This is a genomic window from Sulfitobacter sp. SK011 (assembly GCF_003352065.1).
In the GTDB taxonomy this organism is placed as follows: Bacteria; Pseudomonadota; Alphaproteobacteria; order Rhodobacterales; family Rhodobacteraceae; genus Sulfitobacter.
Genome location: NZ_CP025803.1, coordinates 3,570,641 through 3,591,161, shown reverse-complemented (window position 1 = coordinate 3,591,161; position 20,521 = coordinate 3,570,641). Strand labels below are relative to the sequence as shown.

23 protein-coding genes are annotated in these 20,521 nt (G+C 55.1%); 17 read left to right on the top strand and 6 right to left on the bottom strand.

The window, feature by feature from the left end:
- Positions 1–57: 57 nt before the first annotated feature.
- The 5 genes from C1J02_RS17615 (at position 58) to C1J02_RS17595 (ending at position 3,911) form a co-directional block, all read left to right on the top strand.
- A complete protein-coding gene (locus C1J02_RS17615) occupies positions 58–885 on the top strand; it encodes a hypothetical protein (RefSeq protein ID WP_162798371.1) in 828 nt (275 codons plus the stop codon).
- 89 nt (positions 886–974) lie between these two features.
- Positions 975–1,196 (top strand): MerR family transcriptional regulator, encoded by a 222-nt coding sequence (locus C1J02_RS17610; protein ID WP_114879738.1) that lies wholly within the window; start codon positions 975–977, stop codon positions 1,194–1,196.
- Positions 1,193–2,065, top strand: a complete 873-nt coding sequence (locus tag C1J02_RS17605; protein WP_114879737.1) for a toprim domain-containing protein — start codon at positions 1,193–1,195, stop codon at positions 2,063–2,065. The genes C1J02_RS17610 and C1J02_RS17605 overlap by 4 nt, the downstream gene beginning before the upstream one ends.
- Complete coding sequence (locus C1J02_RS17600) at positions 2,062–3,579, top strand: YfjI family protein (protein WP_114879736.1); 1,518 nt, start codon at positions 2,062–2,064, stop codon at positions 3,577–3,579. The genes C1J02_RS17605 and C1J02_RS17600 overlap by 4 nt, the downstream gene beginning before the upstream one ends.
- On the top strand, positions 3,579–3,911 hold the full coding sequence (locus C1J02_RS17595; protein WP_114879735.1) for a hypothetical protein: 333 nt from the start codon (positions 3,579–3,581) through the stop codon (positions 3,909–3,911). Before C1J02_RS17600 ends, C1J02_RS17595 begins: the two co-directional genes overlap by 1 nt.
- Before the next feature lie 268 nt (positions 3,912–4,179).
- Here C1J02_RS17595 and C1J02_RS17590 read toward each other — a convergent pair whose 3' ends face one another.
- From C1J02_RS17590 to C1J02_RS17580, 3 genes are all read right to left on the bottom strand, one after another.
- Entirely contained in the window at positions 4,180–4,644 is a 465-nt protein-coding gene (locus C1J02_RS17590) for a DUF1348 family protein (RefSeq protein ID WP_114879734.1), read from the bottom strand.
- Positions 4,645–4,667: 23 nt separating this feature from the next.
- Positions 4,668–6,683 (bottom strand): pyridoxamine 5'-phosphate oxidase family protein, encoded by a 2,016-nt coding sequence (locus C1J02_RS17585; protein WP_254693152.1) that lies wholly within the window; start codon positions 6,681–6,683, stop codon positions 4,668–4,670.
- A gap of 126 nt (positions 6,684–6,809) precedes the next feature.
- On the bottom strand, positions 6,810–7,508 hold the full coding sequence (locus C1J02_RS17580; RefSeq protein ID WP_254693151.1) for a glutathione S-transferase: 699 nt from the start codon (positions 7,506–7,508) through the stop codon (positions 6,810–6,812).
- A gap of 50 nt (positions 7,509–7,558) precedes the next feature.
- Here C1J02_RS17580 and C1J02_RS17575 point away from each other — a divergent pair, with 50 nt between their 5' ends.
- On the top strand, positions 7,559–8,437 hold the full coding sequence (locus C1J02_RS17575; RefSeq protein WP_114879731.1) for a LysR family transcriptional regulator: 879 nt from the start codon (positions 7,559–7,561) through the stop codon (positions 8,435–8,437).
- A 266-nt stretch (positions 8,438–8,703) separates the two neighbouring features.
- Here the strand turns inward: C1J02_RS17575 and C1J02_RS17570 are convergent, their stop codons facing one another.
- The 3 genes from C1J02_RS17570 to C1J02_RS17560 all read right to left on the bottom strand — a co-directional run bounded on the left by C1J02_RS17570 (position 8,704) and on the right by C1J02_RS17560 (position 11,003).
- Positions 8,704–8,976: a DUF6429 family protein gene (locus tag C1J02_RS17570; RefSeq protein ID WP_254693150.1), complete on the bottom strand. Its 273-nt coding sequence runs from the start codon at positions 8,974–8,976 to the stop codon at positions 8,704–8,706.
- A 171-nt stretch (positions 8,977–9,147) separates the two neighbouring features.
- Positions 9,148–10,440 (bottom strand): MFS transporter, encoded by a 1,293-nt coding sequence (locus tag C1J02_RS17565; protein ID WP_114879729.1) that lies wholly within the window; start codon positions 10,438–10,440, stop codon positions 9,148–9,150.
- 140 nt (positions 10,441–10,580) lie between these two features.
- Entirely contained in the window at positions 10,581–11,003 is a 423-nt protein-coding gene (locus C1J02_RS17560; RefSeq protein ID WP_114879728.1) for a tellurite resistance TerB family protein, read from the bottom strand.
- A 118-nt stretch (positions 11,004–11,121) separates the two neighbouring features.
- Here C1J02_RS17560 and C1J02_RS17555 point away from each other — a divergent pair, with 118 nt between their 5' ends.
- From C1J02_RS17555 to C1J02_RS17505, 11 genes are all read left to right on the top strand, one after another.
- Complete coding sequence (locus tag C1J02_RS17555; RefSeq protein ID WP_114879727.1) at positions 11,122–12,702, top strand: lysine--tRNA ligase; 1,581 nt, start codon at positions 11,122–11,124, stop codon at positions 12,700–12,702.
- 62 nt (positions 12,703–12,764) lie between these two features.
- Entirely contained in the window at positions 12,765–13,178 is a 414-nt protein-coding gene (locus C1J02_RS17550) for a DUF4864 domain-containing protein (protein WP_114879726.1), read from the top strand.
- 618 nt (positions 13,179–13,796) lie between these two features.
- The gene (locus tag C1J02_RS17545; protein WP_114879725.1) at positions 13,797–14,600 is read left to right on the top strand and encodes a helix-turn-helix transcriptional regulator; all 804 of its coding nucleotides are present in this window, start codon (positions 13,797–13,799) and stop codon (positions 14,598–14,600) included.
- A gap of 328 nt (positions 14,601–14,928) precedes the next feature.
- Positions 14,929–15,618 (top strand): outer membrane protein, encoded by a 690-nt coding sequence (locus C1J02_RS17540; protein WP_114879724.1) that lies wholly within the window; start codon positions 14,929–14,931, stop codon positions 15,616–15,618.
- 43 nt (positions 15,619–15,661) lie between these two features.
- Positions 15,662–16,225 carry a hypothetical protein gene (locus C1J02_RS17535; protein WP_114879723.1) on the top strand — a complete coding sequence of 188 codons (564 nt, stop codon included), beginning with the start codon at positions 15,662–15,664 and terminating at the stop codon, positions 16,223–16,225.
- Between the two features lie 34 nt (positions 16,226–16,259).
- The gene (locus C1J02_RS17530; protein ID WP_254693149.1) at positions 16,260–16,613 is read left to right on the top strand and encodes a GlsB/YeaQ/YmgE family stress response membrane protein; all 354 of its coding nucleotides are present in this window, start codon (positions 16,260–16,262) and stop codon (positions 16,611–16,613) included.
- A 7-nt stretch (positions 16,614–16,620) separates the two neighbouring features.
- Positions 16,621–16,998, top strand: a complete 378-nt coding sequence (locus C1J02_RS17525; RefSeq protein ID WP_254693148.1) for a hypothetical protein — start codon at positions 16,621–16,623, stop codon at positions 16,996–16,998.
- 79 nt (positions 16,999–17,077) lie between these two features.
- Positions 17,078–18,667 (top strand): serine hydrolase, encoded by a 1,590-nt coding sequence (locus tag C1J02_RS17520; protein WP_162798370.1) that lies wholly within the window; start codon positions 17,078–17,080, stop codon positions 18,665–18,667.
- A 135-nt stretch (positions 18,668–18,802) separates the two neighbouring features.
- A complete protein-coding gene (locus tag C1J02_RS17515; protein WP_114879721.1) occupies positions 18,803–19,879 on the top strand; it encodes an SH3 domain-containing protein in 1,077 nt (358 codons plus the stop codon).
- Positions 19,880–19,921: 42 nt separating this feature from the next.
- Entirely contained in the window at positions 19,922–20,236 is a 315-nt protein-coding gene (locus C1J02_RS17510) for a hypothetical protein (protein WP_114879720.1), read from the top strand.
- Positions 20,237–20,245: 9 nt separating this feature from the next.
- On the top strand, positions 20,246–20,515 hold the full coding sequence (locus C1J02_RS17505; protein ID WP_114879719.1) for a hypothetical protein: 270 nt from the start codon (positions 20,246–20,248) through the stop codon (positions 20,513–20,515).
- The last annotated feature ends 6 nt before the right edge of the window (positions 20,516–20,521 follow it).

The following is a 20,521-nucleotide window of genomic DNA, read 5'->3' as shown; positions in this document are numbered from 1 at the left end:
TCAGAACAGATCCAGAAAAAACTTGCAGAGCATTAAGGTCTGGGTGAAGCTGCCTTAATGCAGCAGAAAAGTTCCCAAGACTCTGTCCCAGATGTTTCCGAGCGACTACATGTTGCCGTGGACAAGATGCTTGCACCCTTCGGTAAAGAGGGAATGCGCGGTAGAACAACCCTACTATCGCCTGATCCTTTCGACATAAGCAAACCCAATCAGCACGATACCAAGTCGGAATTTCAGCGGGAGTTGGATGCGATATCTGGAAGTCTCGCGCATATTGATGCCGTCTTGGACCATCTCGGTTCCAAGGAAGGTGATCCAGAACATCTTGCGATGTTGATGCGGTTAATTCCGATCATGAATCAAAAATTGTACAAAGGCGCTCCACGTGAAAATCTCGAGGAAAGCACCGAGATGATCCGGAAATATGTGGCGGAGGTTGGTGGCTACACCGCTTCATTTCTTGTGATGTTGGATTTTTCTATTGCATTAACAGAGCGTTACCAAGAGTTGAAAGATCAAGAAGAGAAGTTCTGGAATATCAGCCACAGAGCCCCCGACTATTATGCGCGCGCGATTGCACTGCGTCTGGCAAAACTATTTGCGCGGGAAACCGGACAACGTCCGACATATGGCACCGCCGCAAGCGGGGATCACCCTTCGACCTCCTATGGGCGGGCGCTTGACGAAGTTTTTGAGATACTTGAGATAAATCAGAATGTTCGTACGCATGCCAAGTGGTCGGTCAAGCAGATTACCGACGAAGACTTGATACCACCGCCAGTCAATTCGCTTTCCGCAATGTTGAGTGGGCAACATCGACCGGTTCCGACGGATAACATCAAGAAAATTACGGAAGCGCTAATGGGCAAAAGGTCTCAGCCTTAACCCCTTTTTGTAGCGCTATTAGTGCCTTTTTTCAAAGTTAGGCCAATCGGTTCCACTGCAATCTCACGTAACCAACGGAGATTGACAGCATGGCAAACCTGTTCGAGCAAAACCGAAACTACGTTCTTGGCGATGATGAACTGAACATCATTGGCGACCGGGACAAGCTGGCGCAATGGCGTCACAAAGGCATGGGGCCAGCGTTTTACAAGCTGGGCCGTAAAATCATTTATCGTGGGGCTGATCTGAACGCGTGGGCTGAAGCCAGCAGGGTCGATCCGCCAAACGGCGGATCAGGGGTCTTGCGATGAGCAATCTCATTGACCCCGCACGCCTGAGCGCAGAACTTGGAGGCAAGTGGTATCGCAGTTATGGTGTGGCCCCTTGTCCGGTTTGCCAGACAGCCCGCCGCAAGGATCAAAACGCCCTGACGATCAACGCCGAAAGCGGCAAGCTGCTGCTGCATTGCAAAAAGAATGGCTGCGATTTTCGGGACATTCTCACAGGCGCGGGGATCACACCCGGCACAATCGAGATTGACCGCATGGCTGTTGAAAACGCAGAGCGTGAACGCGCTGCACAGGCCGCAAAGATCAAAGCCCGCGCCCGGTCCCTTTGGGAATTCGGCGAAGCCATTGGCGGCACCAAGGGCGAGGCATATCTGCGGGGCCGTGGGATCACATACCCGTTGCCTGACACGCTGCGCTGGTTGCCAGATACCTATCACGGACCAAGCCGCCAATACTGTGCCGCGATGATTGCCGACATTGCCTCAACGGGCGGCGTTCACCGCACATTCTTTACAAAGACAGGGCAGCGCCTGGATAAGTCTGCAAAAATGATGTTGGGGCCGTGTCAGGGCGGCGCGGTGCGCCTGTCTGATGCATTGGGGCCTCTTGTGGTGTGCGAGGGCATAGAAACGGGCCTGAGCCTGCTTAGTGGCCTTCTCAACGGCCCTCATACCGTCTGGGCCACACTCTCCACATCTGGAATGCGCGGGCTGTCCCTGCCGACAAAAACGGGTGCGCTAATCATTGCGACTGACGGTGACGACGTGGGCCGCGAAGCTGGCAATGCGCTGGCGCACCGCGCGAACGGTTTGGGTTGGGATGTATCCCTGATGCCCGCGCCAGATGGGCAAGATTGGAATGACGTTTTGCAAAGCGGGGTGGCGGCATGACAGTGCTTCAACCGAAACCTTTTGTAGATGAAGGCCCGCAGCCGCTTGTGCGTGAAATCCCTCGTGGTGCGGATTACCCAGTAGAAGCCTTGGGGCCACTCAAGGACACTGTGAAGGCGGTTCAGTTGGCAACGCAGGCACCTGTGGCAATCGCTGCACAATCTGCTCTGTCCGTCGCCTCTTTGGCGGTGCAGTCCCATGCAGACGTCGAGACTTTGGCGGGATATGCGCCTGTGTCCTTGTTCTGTCTGACTGTTGCCCAGTCTGGCGAGCGCAAGAGTGGCTGTGACAAACTGGTCATGGCGGGCTTGCGCGCGTTTGAACGCGACCGTGCCGTCGAATACCGCGAAGAGATGGCCGATTGGTCCGTTGCGCATAAACTCTGGACCGCAAAGCGCGACCGGATGCTCAAAGAGGCGGCTGGCAGCAATGCGCAAAAGGCCAATGCGGCGCAGGCCGACTTGGAAGCGCATGGCGCGGAACCAAAGCAGCCTCTTTCCCCAAAGCTGACAACATCGGAACCAACGCTTGAGGGATTGGTGAAGCTTTATCTGACCGGACAACCCAGCCTTGGCTTGTTCTCAGATGAAGGTGGTGGCTTTCTTGGTGGTCATGCCATGAACTCTGACAACCGCCTTAAAACCGTGGCCGGGTTGTCGGGTCTTTGGGGTGGCGATGCGCTGGACCGTGTTCGCGCCGGTGACGGAGCCACAACACTCTATGGAAGACGCTTGGCTGCGCACCTCATGGTGCAACCTGTTGCGGCGCGTCCTTTGCTGGCAGACCCGGTGGCAAGTGGTCAGGGCTTCTTGGCGCGGTTCTTAATCACCGAGCCACCAAGTGCTATTGGCACCAGATTGCGTCAGTCATGCGCAAAAGAAGCGGAAGTAGCAAAAGAAGCAGCCTCTGCGCGCATATCTGAGATTTTGGCGCACCCCAAGCCGCTGTCTGAGGACAATCCGCAAGAACTGCTGCCGCGTGCATTACCCTTGTCCAGTGCGGCAATGGAGTTGCTCTACCAATATTACAAGGCCACGGAGATAGCGCAGGTATCAGGCGGGGAACTGGAGCATGTAAAATCGTTTGCTTCAAAGTCGCCAGAACAGGCCGCACGTATCGCAGGTACATTGACCCTTTGGCGTAATCTGAATGAACCGGATGTTACTGCCGCCACCATGGCAGACGCGATAACACTCGCCCAATTCTATCTCTTTGAAGCAAAGAGGCTGGCAGAGGCGGCGACGATATCCGAAGAAATCAGCCGCGCTGAAAACCTTCGCGATTGGATCGTTGGAAGCTGGCCCGCCATAGCTGCGTCTAACGGTCGGGACGCTGCAACGATTGTTCCCAAAGACATTGTTCAATTTGGCCCCAATTCCATCCGGGAAACAGCAGCCGTCAAAAAGCTACTGACCGTTTTGTCTGCACACGGCTGGTTGATACAGCTTGAAAGCGGGACCGTGATCGGTGGTCAGGCCCGTCAGGTTGCGTATCGTATTGTGGGGGGTGTCTGATGTTATTCGACCCACGTTTAGCCCTTGCGGAAATTGAAAAACAGGCCGTCACCCCTGCTACTTCCGCTACTTCTGCTACTCAGGAGCGGGAAACTGCACTCAAAGTAGCGAAAGTAGCGGAAGTAGCAGCCCTGCCGCGTCAAATCCGAAAAACGAACGACAAAGCCCCCGACGATCATAGGCACGGCTTTGCCCTTGGCGGTCGTCCCAAAATTTGGACCGGCAAAGTCGTCTCACTTGATGAATGGCGGCGGCTTTCCGAGTGGGAAAAACATGGGCCAAACGGGCGGCATTGGAATGGGATAACTCGGCAGTGGGAATTGCCAGAATGAACTCCTTAGTCTCAGGATTCATTAAATCCAAACATTTGCTCCGCAGGACTTTGCGTCCCATCGTTGGACTCGCTTCAATCGTCGTGAACGGCCCAAACCGGACTTTCATTCAAGCCTGCGCGAAGGTCCGATCAGAGCCCACAACGACCAATGCTGCGGGCGGCATGAAGGCCCGCTTTCGGAAAATAGAGATTTGATATTCATCGAATTTTATCCGTGTGCCAGCAACATCAACAATAAGCCAACATCCAGCGGTTCTCCTTTTGGCTTAGAGGCCCAAATCAGATAGACTTGGGTGGCCGTCTGGTCGGCGACCAAGCGGCCAATGGAACAGGCGATCTTGTTCACGGATGGGCAGATCATTGATGCTCGCATGGCGGTTCTGCATCAGACCATCTGCGGAAAACTCCCAGTTTTCGTTGCCATAAGAGCGGAACCAATTGCGGCTGTTGTCACGCCATTCATATGCGTAGCGCACGGCGATACGGTTCTCATTAAACGCCCATAGCTCTTTGATCAGGCGGTATTCGATTTCGCGAACCCATTTGCCGGACAAGAAAGCTTCGACCTCGTCACGCGTGCTGACAAAACGTGCGCGGTTGCGCCATTTGGTATCAAGCGTGTAGGCCGTTGCGACCTTTGAAGAATCGCGGCTGTTCCAGGCATCTTCGGCAAGGCGCACCTTTTGAATAGCTGTTTCACGGTTAAACGGTGGCAATGGTGGTCGAGACATGATCGTGGCCCTTCTTTGGTTGATTATAGGTCTAGGACGAGTTCTTCGGTATCTTTGGCGGGGACGGCACTGCAAATCAGCACGTCGTCCTCGCCATGTTCGGCGGTCACCGGCGTGCGATAGACAACATTGCCAGACAGTTTTTTGGTGATGCAGCTCCCGCAAGATCCGCTACGACAAGAAAATGGCGGTGTGACCCCATGTGCTTCGGCTGTTTCGAGCAACGTGGCGTCATCTTTTTTCCAGTGCTGCTCGTGTCCGGATTGCGCAAATTTTACGACTGCAGTTTCGGCTTCTGGTTCGGGTTCAAATGCTGTGGCACCCACATCAGCGTGGCGCTTGAGCGCTGCGGGGCCAAATGCCTCCGCGAAAATGCGCACATCGCGTGCACCGAGATCACGCAATGCGTCGTACACGGCCTGCATAAACGAAGGCGGGCCGCAGAGAAAAAAGTCAAAGTCATTAAAGGACAACTCAGATCGGATCAGATCGGGGGTGATGTAACCCGTCGCGTCATAATCCGTGCCTTGCACCTCGCCGTCTTCGGGGTGGCCAACGATCGACACGTATTTGATTCTGCCGTCACTCTGGGTTTCTGCTGCGCGGAACTCTTCCAAAAATGCGCGCTGATCGGTTGTTTGGGCGGCATGAAAAACCGTCAACGGCCTCGTGTAGCGTTTGCGCACGCTCTCGTTCAGTACGTGACGCGTCATCGACATCATGGGCGTGACACCAACACCACCGGCGAACAAAACAGCAGGGCGTTTTTCCAAGGCGTCTATGAAAAACCCGCCTTTTGGGGCTTTCGCGTCGATAACGTCGCCAACTTTCAGAGTATCGTGAAGGTGGTTGGACACTGCACCACCCGGTTCCCGCTTGACCGAAATACGGTAACCCTGATCACCCGGTGCAGAGGAGACGGTGTAAGTCCGCGTTTGTGGCTCGGCACCTTCGGGCGTCACACGGATTGTCAGGAATTGCCCAGCTTCGAAAGACAGTAAAGGTTGGTCGTCCACCGCATCGAACGTGAATGAGCGGATAACACTGCTTTCGTCTTTGATGGCAGTCACCTTCAGGGGACGCCAAGCAGCGCGTTCGGCCTCCAGCTTTTGACGGGCTTCGGCTTGGGTCCAGTTGTCAGCCATCAGGCTGTTCGGCGACCATTCGGTGAACTCAGCCCGGAACGGCAAGGCGTCATGGATGCGGATGCCGTGATCCAAAGTGAACCTCCAACCTCGCTCTGCTCCTTTGAAGCAAGCGATCTCTGGTGCGTCTGCTTCAAACACTTCTGTTGTGCCTGTGAGCATCAAGATATCACCCGTTGTGTAATCGGGAAAAAGCAATCCTGCTTTGGGGCTCACCAAGAAGTTTCCAAGTGTGTTAAAGAAGTTGTTGCCGGAGAAATCGGGAACGATGATAGAGTTGCCTTCAACTTTGACAAAGCCTGCCTGTCCGCCGCGGTGAGACACGTCCGCGCCCCGCGTTGTCGGGTTCTCGCCTGTGCCCGAGGAGCTGGCAACATAGAAAGAATTGGCCTGTGCAATGAAGCTTTGCGCTGCCGCGTCAAACTGCGTGAACCGCTGCGTCGGTGTCCGGTCAATCTGCGCTTTTGGACTGCGTAGGAAACTAACGTCGTGCGTTTGAATATATTGGGGGCAGTTGCCAAAGGACTGCACAACTTCAAGCGATATACCCCCATCTCTGACCGCACGCACAGTCGCGTTCATCCGGTTGCGACGACGGGTCGAGAGTTCGATCCCGACAAGTCCGACGGGCGCACCTTGTTTGAGGTTCGCGGCCAACGGGTCATCGGCCAACGGCGTCGCATCAAGATCGAGACGCTTGTTATCGGGCGACTTGATAAAATTTGCGCCCCCTACGAGCATCGACGCCCAAGGCCAACCATAGCGATCAAGGCTTCCCACAAGAATGAACGGGATTTGCTCGTAAAACGCACGGTGCTGGTCAGGCATGAAAGGACGAATGGCAATCTTGCCAATGGCCTCTATTGCTTCGCTTTTACCGGCCCGCTTCTGCATTTCGCGCTCACCTGCATGGAATTGCGTTGTGGCTATTGTTGGCTGAACATTCATGACGAGCCTCAAAATTTGAACGATGGATAGGAGGCCCAACCAGGGGGAGTAGCCGGTTGGGCCAGCGTTGGGTTAGGCCGCTTTCGTAGCTTTCAGGCCCACAGGTGTTGACACCATGGGGACAAAGCCATCGAGGGCTTCGATGTTGGACAGCAAACGACGCACGTTTGGATATGGATCGAGCGAAACGTCGCCTTCTGGGGCGTGTGCCGTGTAGCTGTAGATGGCCACATCCGCGATTGTTGGTGCATCACCAACCAACCACTCGCGCCCTTCAAGGTGCGCCTCCAGCTTGCCAAGAACTTTGGCGGCTGTTGCATGTGTAAAGTCTTTGTCGAGAGGGGCTTTGAAGACATTAATCAAGCGCGCCGCTGCTGGACCAAAAGCAAGCTCGCCTGCTGCCAAGGTCAGGAACTTTTGCACTTCTGCTTCGCCAACTGGGTCATTGGGGATGTAGGAGGGGGCGTATTTGCGAGAGAGGTAAACCAGAATGGCGTTACTATCGCTGACAACTGTGTCGCCGTCTTCGATCATTGGAACTTGACCCGCAGGGTTTTTGGCAAGGTAGTTTTTGGACTTGTGAGCACCACCACCAAGATCGACATTGATGACCGTATGATTGATGCCAGCAAGACCGGCAAAGAGCACCACGCGATGGGCGTGGCCAGAGAGAGGGAAGCTGTGAATACGAACTGCGTTGGACATTTGATTTCCTTTGTCATGAGCCAGAGGACGTCTCCGGCGATGAAAAAGAGATATCTTGAAGCGCATCCAGCGATAATATACCCAGCCAGGGAATGTTTATGAACGAGATGTAGATAATGGATACTATCGTTGGGATGAAGACGTTTGCGGCTGTTGCTGTCCATAAATCCTTTACGGAGGGTGCACGGCAGGTTGGAATCAGCACTAAGCTCGCCAGCAAATACATCGGTCAGCTCGAAGAACGGCTGCATGCGCAACTGTTCAACCGCACAACGCGCAGCGTTACACTGACCGATACAGGGCGCTCTTACTATGATCGATGCCTGCCGCTGATTGAACAGTTTGATGAGTTGGAAGGGCTTGTGCAACAGCGTCAGACTGAGCTTGCGGGGCGCATCCGTATCACTGCACCTACAGGATATGGATCTTCGCAACTGGTTCACCTGCTGCAACCGTTTCAAGACGCGCATCCGAAGGTGTCTATCGAATTGCATCTCTCCGATCACCATGTGTCGCTGGTGGAAGAAGGTCATGACCTCGCGCTCCGGTTCGGGGCTTTGAAAGATTCCAGCCTTGTGGCGCGCAAACTAATGGACATGAGGATCATTTGCTGTGCATCGCCTGACTATCTTAAGAAGAATGGCCTGCCGAAAGAGCCCTCAGCGCTTTCAACTCATAATTGCCTTTTGCAATCATCGACATCTCCGGCCGACAATTGGGAGTTCAACGGGGCGAAAGGTGTCTACACTGTCCCTGTATCGGGCAACTTTCGCGCCAACTCCCCACTCGCGGTTGCAAATATGGCGGCGGAAGGCTTGGGCGTTGGGCGGGTGCCACTTTATACCGCACTGCCATTTCTTAAAGAGGGGCGTCTTCAGATTATCTTCGAAGCCGAAGAAGCTAAAGTGGTAGGGCTTTATGCAGTATACCCACCAAGTCGTCACTTAACAGGCCTCATACGCACTGTGATTGACCACCTTGCCGCGCAATTTTGACCCCCAAGAAGAACTGACGTCACATCGCCGGAACCCAAAGAGAACGGTTCGCCAAGCCGGACATCGACATACATGGCACCAAAGTTCGCGTCGTCCCGCGATGCCGTCCTTCGCGATCTCAATATGCTGCGTCATGCATGAAGGTCCGCTTCAGGGAAATTGGATCGTCGGAATTTTCAACGGTCGAATGTCTGGTATGGGCCGTGAGTGACGCCGCGTGGAATGCAATGCTCGACTCATTCCAAAGCTAAGTATGAACCGTTGAATCATGGCTTGGCCGCATTGGTAAAAAGGGCTTCGAACAGTTCTTCTGAAAGGCGCAGGCCGTCGTTTGTAAGCACCACTGACTTCGCCTTGCCGACCGGATCCAGGATGAGCCCTTTCTTGTGCAGCCGATCGAGCACATCCCAGTCGTGACTTTTCCAGGCCCGGTCCCCGTCATGCAGCGTCAGCCAGAGCAGCGCCAAAACCGCGTCGTCAACGTTGTCCTCATTGATCTCCATAGTAGCAGGAAACGCCAGCAATAAGGGTTTCGTCAAGCTGCAATCCAAGTGCATAGCTAAGTCACTAAGGGTTGCTTTGGGCCGTTTGTACTAGGGCAGGGCGGTCCGCTACTCAAATGCTTTGATATCTTAAGCGGTCGTTCGTGCCGTGCGCGGCTAAGGTCGGTAGAGAGCCCACATTGGCTGATGCTGCGTGACGCACGAATGTCAGCTACCGGCTTCTAAAGCCAATCGTTTGACCAACACTAAGGTCATTACCACTGCAATGAAAAGAAACAACGCCCCGACAATCCATGCGGTTGGTGTGGAATAAATTTCAGCGACGGCTCCGGCAAACACCAGACCCAATGCGGCCCCCAACTGTTGTATCAACGATCTCAGAGACAGCATGGTCGACCGCTGATGGTCGCCCACGCAGCGATGCAGAATGCTGCTGGCTGGCGTTTCGCTGACACCAAGAATTACAGAATACAGAATGAAAACTGCCACAAAGCCGATGATACTACCTTGCAATGCCAATGCGATCTGAACGCCCGCCAAGCAAGCAAACGTCGCCGCCAACGTCAGGGCGTGCCGCCGCCTGAAGATTCGGCTGATGTGCGGGGACAGAGATGCGCCGAAAGCGATCGAGAAGAAATAAGTCGCTGTCACGATACCAATGACGGTGTTTGCGTAATCGGCATCCAACATGGGCTTTGCATGGGTCGGCCAGAGCACTTCGACCGGGTTGGTCGCCATCAGAAAGAATGCCAGCGATGCCAGTAGGATTGAAAGTGTAGGATGTTTCAGAGCGAGAAGGCCCGCGTCTTTGATCACCTTTGGAACGTTTGCGAACCCCTGTCTGAGTGCGACGAAATTCATCGGACGCGGATTTTCTACAATGGCCAAAATTGTGAAGACAAATACGCCCAGCATTACACCAAAACTTGCCAGATAGGACACATCATAGATGCTGAACCCGAGGCGTTTCGCGACTGAGCCTAATATGTCGGGTAACAGACCTCCCAGAACCGCGCCGACGGCCAACCCCACGGCATTGGCCGATTGCGCTTTGGCCAGTGCGGGCTGGACATCCACATTTGGCGCGGCGGCCTTGAAAGTTTCGACAAACCACGCATCAAGCGTGCCCGATCGCAGCGCCCGTCCAAAACCGATGAATGCAAATGAGAGTGCAAGAACGTAGAAATCGCTGGTTGAAAGAAAGAGCGCGAGCGAAATCAAGCTGGCGACGACTGCCGTCAGAAAGACCGGCTTGCGTCCGATACTGTCGGCCAAGCCACCGAAAGGCAGTTCCATCGCCATGGTTGTGAGCGAGTAGATCCCGAAAAGCAGCGAGATTTGAAAAAGGTCCATACCTCGGTCGGTTAACGCCAGAGCAACAACAGCAACTGTGAGGCCCATCGCGAACCGATCAAGAAACTGGTGCATCTGGAAGACACGAATGTGCCGTCGAACTGACCCATTCAGCGCTGCAAAAGAGAACTCTATTTCGGTTGCCATGTGAGCAACATCGACGTTGCTGCCGCCGTGCACAATACCTTAGGTGAGCCAGAACCTATTCCGCGCAATAAAGCAGCCGTTCGAACAAGCGCGGCGAATGCTTGCTAAGTCCCGCACAGCGAAAGTCAGCGCCCCCTTTGTCACACCACATGCCGGGCGCGTGCGCCGCGTTCAATCGCTGCTGCATGAAGCCGATCGATGTTCAGTTCATAGCGGATTTCTTCAAGCAGGCGCAGTTCGGCTTCTTCCAATGTGCCGTCTGCGGCGGCCACGTCGCAGGCCAGTGCATAGGCTGTTTCATTCAACCGTTCCGGCAGCGCCTCGCGGATCAGGCCAAAGAGGGCATCAAGGCCGTCTTCCTGTTCAAAGAGATCAAAAACTGTTTTGCTAATCGTGGCGAGGCGGTCGTTATCGTAGCCCGCGAAGACCGGTAGTATGTTCACAGAGGACTGTATCTTGATCAATTCAGCGGTTCGAATGTCCTCGTCTGAGGCGGACACGGCGATCATCAGGGCGACAAGGCAATCTTGCGCGCTGAGTGAGAGAGAAGTGCTGTCGTTCATTGCAGGTGTCCTTTGAGGTCATGTTGCGGTGCAGAATATTGACCCTGCGCTGGTGACGCAATAGGAACAGGGCCAGCCGTGCGCATTGGGCGCAATTGGCCCTTTCGGGAAGTTTGATATGTCTGAGATGCGGGATGCAGGACTGCAGAGCAAAGCGTGGCCCTTTGAGGAAGCGCGCAAGGTGCTGAAACGCTATGCATCCAAGGCACCTGAAAAGGGTCATGTGCTGTTTGAAACCGGGTATGGACCCAGCGGTTTGCCGCACATCGGGACGTTCGGAGAGGTGGCGCGCACGACGATGGTGCGCCGTGCGTTTGAGGCGATCAGCGATATTCCCACGCGTTTGATCTGTTTTTCCGACGATCTGGACGGCATGCGCAAGGTGCCGGGCAATGTGCCGGACCCCGAAAAGCTGGCCGAGCATTTGCAGCGTCCGCTGACCAGCGTCCCTGACCCGTTTGGTACGCACGAGAGCTTTGGCCACCATAACAATGCGATGTTGCGGCGGTTTTTGGACACCTTTGGTTTTGAGTATGAATTTATCTCAGCCACCGAGTTCTATGCGTCGGGGCAGTTTGATGAGATTTTGTTGCGGGCGGCTGAGAAGTACGATGAAATTATGGCGGTGATGTTGAAGTCACTGCGTGAAGAGCGGCGTCAGACCTATTCGATATTCCTGCCGATCCACCCGACGACGGGCCGGGTAATGTATGTGCCGATCAAGCAGGTGAATGCGCGGGACGGAACGATCACTTTTGATGATGAGGATGGCACCGAGATGACGCTGCCGTTGACCGGGGGCAATGTGAAGTTGCAGTGGAAGCCGGATTTTGGTGCGCGTTGGGCGGCGCTGGGTGTTGATTTTGAGATGTACGGCAAGGATCATTCCACGAACACGCCGATTTACGACAGCATTTGCCGAATTTTGGGGGCCAAGGCACCTGAGCATTTCACCTATGAGCTGTTTCTGGACCAGGACGGCCACAAGATATCCAAATCATCGGGCAACGGTCTGACGATTGACGAATGGCTGACCTATGCCAGTGCCGAAAGCCTGTCGTATTTCATGTATCTCAAGCCCAAGACCGCCAAACGGATGTATTTCGATGTGATCCCCAAGGCGGTCGATGAGTATCACCAACAGCTGCGCGCCTATGAGGGGCAGGATCTGAAGGCGCAGTTGAACAATCCGGTGTGGCATATTCACGGGGGCGATGTGCCCAAATCGGATATGGTGGTGCCCTATTCGATGTTGCTGAATCTGGCGTCCGTGTCCTCGGCTGAGGAAAAGTCGCAATTGTGGGGATTTATCCAGCGCTATGCGCCGGATGCAACGCCGGAGGCCAATCCGGGGATGGACGCGGCGGCAGAGCATGCGGTGCGGTATTACAATGATTTTGTGAAGCCTGAAAAAGTGTTCCGTGCGCCCAGCGATCTGGAGCGGGAGGCGTTGGAAGACCTGTTGGCGCAGTTGAAGGTGTGGGATGGCGGTCTGGATGCGGAAGCCTTGCAAACTATGGTGTTTGCAGTAGGCAAAGAACGGTTTGATCCGCTGCGTGATTGGTTCACGGCACTTTATGAAGTGTTGCTGGGCGCGTCACAGGGGCCACGGTTTGGCGGATTTATCGCGCTTTATGGTGTCGATGAAACGGTAGCATTGATCGAGGATGCGCTGGCCGGGAAATTGATCACATCGTGAACCTCTTGCCCTTCGGTGCGCGTGACTTACCATAAGTCATGCAACCATGGGGGAGATGTGCGATGCGGACGGGATTGATTTCGGGGGTTTTGGGGGCGGTCTTGACCGTCTTTCTGGCCTTTAGTGCGACGGCACAGCAAGCGCAGATTGAAGGCACAATCAACAGCCAGATTGAGGCATTCAAGGCGGATGATTTCGCGGGCGCGTTTACCTATGCGACGCCGACGTTGCAGATGTTGTTTCAATCACCGGAAAATTTCAAACGCATGGTGACGACGGGCTATCCGATGGTCTGGCGGCCCGCCGAGGTGCGGTATCTGGAACTTCGGGACCGCGGCGGGGCGCTGTGGCAGAAGGTGCAGATTACCGACGGCAAGGGGGCGGTGCACCTGTTGGATTACAAGATGGAAGAGACCGACAAAGGCTGGCGGATTGCAGGGGTGGTGATTTTGGAGGCACCGGGGGTGGCGGCGTGAGGGGGATGAATGTCTGCTTTGAGCCCTTATTACCGGATGCTGCGGTTTACACCGATGACCAAAATACTAGACAAAGCCGCCATTCGAAAAGCCGACGGACGATGTCGAGTGATGGATGGAGACGATTTGGTTACGATTTCAGAAGCCTGTGTGATGTCCTATGCGGCGCATGTTCATGTTACGATCGCGTGATTTCGCACTGCGTCGCTGGAATTTCCGTGCGATAGCAGAGTTTGGTTTCTTCGGGGCCTCATGGTGTTCGCCGGGGATGAATAATCGATGATGGCTAGTTCGCAGTAGCTACATGACCGGATGAAATCAGCCCTTCGAAGTGGGCGCTATGCGTCTCCGTTTTTTGGACAAACCAAACACTCGATACTGCGGTGCAAGGCGCGCAAGCGAACCATGATCGGCGGAACGGGAAAACTCATCTCAAAGGCTGGATAAGTCGCTGTCGTTACACTACACTCCGAGGGATGAGGAGATTTACAAACATTGCTTGAACCAAATTTAGTTGATCTGAGACCTAGCGACGACCCGCAAGCGGGAAAGCTGGCGGAAAGCCTGCATTGGGTCAACTTCTCAAACAAGCGGTCTGGCAGGCTTCGGGTCACTAGCATGCCGGTTGGCTGTGTTACGATCGGCGATGTCGTGACCGATGGGTACGATGCCGAGACAACCAGCGAGCGGGTCACTGTATCGTTCCCACATACCGGAAAGATCCATTTCCGATATGGAAACACGGAAGAAGAAGCTGCGGGATCAGGAGCATTGCTCTTGCAACCGGGCGCGCCGAGAAAGAGTTCCATCCGCGCCGGAAAGGGCGCGAAGGCACGCACCGTGCATGTTCGCGTTCCGAGAACGCAACGACTTAAAAAACTGGGACTTATGGTGCCACCCGTGATGGCGGTGGGTGGTGCGCGCGAGGCGCATAGTTTGCGCGGTCTGCTTCTTTATATCCTTCCGGAGCTGCAGCGCGCAGACAGCCCGCTGCGCCGCCCCAGCGCGCTTGGCGCAATGGAAGCGTTGATCATCGACCTGGTTGATGCGTTGTGCCATGCGCACACGGCAATCTCTGCTGCTGAAACAGGCGCGGTCAGCCGGGTAAAAGCAGCGCTTGATTTCATGCATGCAAATGCTGACGAGGCGCTAACCGTTGAGAGTATCGCACGTGCCGTAGGGGTTGGACCAAGACAGTTGCAAGCTACGTTCCGGTCGGAACTCTGTAAGAGCCCGCGCGAAATGCTCTCGGAGATACGGCTCGAAAATGCACATGCCTTGCTGCTGGTACCGGACGCTGGAACAACTGTCACGGACGTGGCTTTCGACAGCGGTTTTGCCCATCTTGGGCGTTTTGCCGCAGCTTATCGACAGCGCTACGGAGAAACCCCATTCCAAACACTGCTGCGTGCGCGTCGATAGCTTTGAATCATGTCACATGATGAAGCCAAGAGCCATCATGTTTGTTGAAGTAGGAATAGGGCTAGCTATGACACATGCGAAGTTATGGCATAGCGAAGCGCCCTCTAAAATCGAATACCGTTCCGCGCAGATGGACTGAAATTGGACATCCCCCGGGCAGTTGTCTGAGACTGACACCCCTTTTATGCAGTTCGAACTGCGGTTTTCGGACAGTGCTTCGTTAAGCGGATTGCAGGGCATTGTCCCGTTGCTATCATAGTTCCGACTACAGCCCCGGACTTTCGATTTCGTTTTACCTTGGAAACGGGCGCATGCTGAAACTAAAATAATGGAGAAAAAAGTGCGCGCCATAAATCTCATAACGCTTCTTGCTGTTCTTGCGCCAGGTGCCGGATCTGCCGAAATGGCCTTCACAGACATGTACGTTGGCGGTTTCGGCGGTGCGGTTATTGGTGTTGACGCTAAAGGCGCAAACGCTTCGCTACTTTCAAGTATACCCGCCATTGCAAAACAGGATTTCGATCCGAACGGAGAATTTGCGCTAGGTCTGGTGCTTGGTGCGCGTGTCGCTCCGAACGTCCGTGCAGAGGTTGAACTTTCCTATTCGAACTCAGACGTGGATGGAACAGAACTAACACTTCTCGCTCCGTTTTCTACAGATGCAAGCGGCGATTTGTCAGCCACCTCCCTGTTGGTCAACGCTTGGTACGATTTTGAAACGAACAGCTCGTGGCGACCTTATGTGGGGGGCGGGATCGGGTACACCAGTGTCGACGCATATGTAGTTTCCAGCCAAGGTCCAGCCAATTTTAATGACTCAGATGGTGGTTTTTCATATCAAATTGGCTTTGGCGTGACTTTTCCTGTCGGTCAATCCGGGACGATTGATATCGGCTATCGCTATCGCGAAACGCCAAACCTGAAACTGACGTCTGGCGCGATGGGCGGAACTGCCGTCTTTGACGACATTGATTTCAAAGCGCAGACAATCCAGATCGGCTATAATTATCGTTTTTGAAGCGATGGAGAATTGAAAATAAACGTTTTTTGGGAGGAACGGAATGAAATTTATCTTCAAAACAGCGGTTCTGGTTGTGTCTGTCTGCGTTGGTCAAAGCGCCTTTGCTGCCAGCGAAGCTGAGATGATGAGCACCTGCAACTCATACGCCGCGCATCACTTGCATGTGTCGACCAGTGACATTGCCGCGCTGAAATACGAGGGCCAGAGGGTCGACGGTACGCATGCGGTCAATGGCAGCACCACATATGGCGAGACTTTCCAGTGCTCGTTTAACAGATCCGGAAGCCACGTTGTAAACTGGTACCATTCCGGCGGAAGCCGCGGCAATGCTCAGGCGAGCGAAGCGGAAATGATGTCCGCCTGCAATACATACGCAGCGCACCATCTTCACGTTTCTGCGAGTGCCATAGCCTCTTTGTCCTATGAGGGACAAAGAATGGACGGCACACATGCAGTCAACGGAAACACGACATCTGGCCAGACATTCCAGTGCTCTTTCGACAGGGCGGGCGCACGGGTGGTAAACTGGTATCACTCGGCACCGACCAACTGTCCTGCAGATGTGTCTGAGGCCAATCGCTATCTCTATCCAGCGTGCAACTGATCCAAACACAGAGCCTGGCAAGGAATTAATGACGATGAAAAAGACGCAACTCATTCCTTTTCTGATGTTGGCTGCCACTCCCACAGTCGCTCAGGACAACGCAGCGAGGGCCGTGGGGGCTGGCGTCGGTCTTCTGATCGGCTTGGCGATTATGATCCTGGTAGGAGCTGTCGTCGGTTGGCTTGCTGGTCTGATCGTCAAGGGAAGCGGATACGGCTTTTGGGGCGATGTCCTGATTGGAATTGGAGGGTCGATTTTGGCGGGTTTTATCTTTCCGTTGGTCGGCTTCGAAGTTGGGACAAGTATCCTTGCTTCGATCATTCCCGCAGTGATCGGCGCTGCCATTCTACTTCTGATAATCCGCACGATCCGACGCAAATCCGGCTGAAGGGTTGATGATCCGTGCAGTCGCCAACATCCCTCGATCCCAGATCGAGGGGAAAAACGTCAACCGCCACATGAAAGGAAAAGTCATGGTCTGGAAACTGAAAACTACACTTGCAGCAATTGCAATTCTGCCGCTCGCGGCCTGCGTCGAGGACACGGGCTCCTCGGGAACTCCGGCCGTCGGAAGCTCTTCGGATCTTTCGTCTTTCCAAGGCGCGCGCGCCGGGCAAGCCGAGATGGGTATCCAGAACCTTGGCTACGAATTGATCCGCACGCAGGGCCTAACACAGTACTGGTTTAACCGGTCCACAGGGGCGTGCGCAGAAATGACTGTTGGTGACGGTCGCTACCAGTCTGTGCGGATGCTTCCCGCGGAAGACTGCTAAGCTTCCGGCCCCCTTCGTTGAAGGGGGCCACACTGCTTTTTTCCTGACACTCATCTCAACACTTAGGATGTCACATATCGTGAAGTGTTTCCCCATAAATGGCTCGCATCTGACGCGCGCTGCCTCCGTGCCTCTGATGCTGTTCGCAACATCGGCCTATGCTGTCGACATCACGACCTGTCCGACAGATGCGGCGGTTCCCATGAGCGTTGCCGAGGCTTTGGATGGCGTTCTGACCGCCGCCGTTGATACAGAAGGCCCGCTCAGCGCGGCTTTTGGCGCGGCACCCGGTGCTGTTTTGTCCCTGCAAGCGCCCGATTGGACCTATGCGCGGGCCGCTGGCGTGGCCGATCCGGAGGCCGGTCAACCGATTTCTTGCGACATGGCGTTTCAGATCGGCAGCAACACCAAGATGATGACGGCGGCCGTTATTCTGCAATTGCAGGAAGAAGGCGCGCTTTCACTTGACGATCTCCTTTCTGTTCACCTGCCGGAGGTAGCCAATGCCTTGCCGAACGGGGACGTCATCACGCTGCGGCAATTGGCAAACCACACGTCTGGTGTCTTCAGCTATACGGACAATGCACCAGATGGGTCGCCCGGCATCATGGAAGGCGACATTGCCGATCCCGCCGCGTTGAAGCGTGGCTACACGATGACAGAGCTGGTAGAGTTCGCGATCGACCACGGCGCACCATCATTCTCACCCGGCGCGGACGGTCAGTGGTCCTACAGCAACACGGGGTTCATCCTGCTTGGGTTGATTATCAAACGCATCGAAGGCCAGAACCTGGCCGATGTGTTCAAGACGCGGATTTTCGATCCGCTTGAGATGGATGACACCTTCTTCGGCAGTGACGTGCCGACCCCGGAAATGGGTCTGCCGCGGGCTTTCCTGGCCATGCCGTTTGATGTTGAAACGACCGACTGGAACATGTCGCAGGGGGCTGCAGCGGGTGCCGTTGTTTCTACCGCCGCAGACATGCATGTGTTCATCCAAGCGCTGATGAGCGATGCGCTGTTCAGGGTGCCCGACACGTTTGATGTCATGCAGGATACGGTTCCTACAGGAAGCCCCGGCATCCCGGCATATGGCATTGGACTGGCAGAAAAGGCTCCGGGCGTTTGGGGACACGGTGGGCAAACGCTTGGGTTTCAGTCCGAAGTTGTCGAGTTCAGCGAACAAGGGATCTCTTTGGTTGGCTGGGCGACAAGCTCTCAGAACATCATGGGCTTGGGCGCTCAGGTCGTTTCGCAAGCCCTTGTTGATGGGGGTGTCCTGCCAGATCCCCTAATAGCCGCCGCCGCTGCGCTTCGGGAAAGTCTTGTTGATACGGAATGGAGATTGATCTCTGTGGCGGATCCTGAAACGGGCGAGCAGGCGATGCAGCCGGATCGCTACTCGATCACGTTTGTCGAACCGGGGGATTTCGCCGCGCAAGCGGATTGCAACCGACTGCTTGGCGGTTGGAACCTTGATAAAATGACACTCACGATCACGCCGGGCCCGATGACAAAAGCGGCCTGCCCACCGGATTCTAGGTCGGACGCGTATGTCGGTTGGTTGGGTACGACAACCTCGGCACAAATTGATGATGCGGGGCACTTGATCCTGACGTCCAATGACGACGGGACGTTCACGCTTCTTCAATTCGAGTCCGCTCAATGACGCAAACTGCCAAGCATCGTCTTGATTTCTTCCTCTTCACCCGATGCTGTCGGCCTGACGAAATCGCGATGCCCTTCATGCATTCCTCTATTCGTATCCGCAGCTAACCCCTCTTCACCAAAAGGACCCCTGCACATGAAAAAATCACTTGTTGCACTCACCTTCGCCATGACGCTGGCGTTGCCTGCCGTCGCCACCGCACAAAGCGATATGCGGACAGAGCAAGTCCGTTTCGCCGCCGGAACATCCGGCACCGCTATAAACGACTCGATCACCGGCGAAGAAAGCGTGCTGTATACCATCGGTGCCGAAGCAGGTCAGCGGCTGAAAATTCGAATGGACCCATCGAACTTGGCCACATACTTTAACGTCTACGCCCCAGGCACCGGCCCCGGAGACGAGGCCCTGGCCAATAGCCAATTCACTGGTGCGATGGTGCCTGATATCAACTATTTCGACGGGGAACTGCCGGTTTCAGGGGAATACTCCGTCTCTGTCTACATGATGCGCAGTGCTGCGCGCCGCGACGAGGTGTCGAACTACGAGATCGTCATCAGTGTTGAGGGGTCCGCCAGTGATACTGGTGGTTCGGACTTCGCTGACGGATTGGCAGGAGGACCTGACTTCTACCGGGTCTCGACATCAGGCGGTGGCGGGCTGAACCTGCGCGCCTCACCGTCATCGAGTGCGGGGGTGGTCACACGCCTCAACAATGGCCAAAATGTCCGCAACCTTGGTTGTCGGATGGCAGAAGGTCGCCGTTGGTGTCGCGTTGCCACGTTGGCTGATCCCGGTTCCGAAGGGTGGGCGGCAGGTGACTTCCTTGTTGAGGGGAGCAACGATCCCTCGGCCGGAATGAACAATTCGTCCTCCTCCTCTGCCGGAAGTTCCGGTGACAGCACGTCCACCGTGACCGTTCGCTTCCCGTCTGGGAGCACAGGCACGGAAATGACCGGATCGCTCGCAGCGGGTGAATCGCGCCGCTATGTGCTTGGTGCTGCCAACGGTCAAAACCTCTACGTGCGGGTCGCCGCACAAGGCCCGGATATATCCTACCAGATCTTAAACCCCGACAATAGTTTCCTGCTCGACCAAACGCCATCGGCGGACGAATACCGCGGGCAGCTTTGGCAAACAGGCGATCACGTGATCGAAGTGATCAACCGGGGTGGATCAACCACGTCATACAACGTGATTTTCGGGATCGAATAATCGCAACGCCTAAAGAAAACTCAGAAAGAGGAAGCCACTACAATGGACAGCAAATTCAAGATCATGATCGGTGGCGCGGTGCTTGCTGCGCTGGCTGGCTGCGTCGAAACCACCGGCGGAGGACCATCTGTGAATGATGGGCTGAGCGGAAGCGATGCGCAATTCGACGCCATGACAGCGCCATGCATCAATCAAGCTGCGCGCATGACGGGCTTTCCCGCAAAGGACATCAATATCGCAGAGCGCATTCGTACCGGTGGCGGGGCGCTTCTTGTACTGGATGTCGGCGGCCAGAATCTGAGCTGCCGGAGCGAAAGCGATGGAAGCGTCACGGTGTTCAGCGAATTCGCCAACTGAACTTAAGGCATGGCATTTCTTTGCAAATGGACCATTCGGACCGTTGGAGCTTGTTACCTCGTGGCTCTCGCGTTGCTCCTGATCGGGACCTTCGGGCTTTTCGGTCAGGAGCGTGATCCGCTGTCCGGGGTCTTCTTGATCCCGCTGGGTCTGCCATGGGTTTCCTTGCTGGACGGTGTATCGGACGGCCTCAAGCCATGGTTGGCGGCCCTTGCACCGGCAATCAACCTTTTTATTCTCATGGCACTGTGCCGCGCTTTTTCACGCAAAAAGGCCTGATCGAAG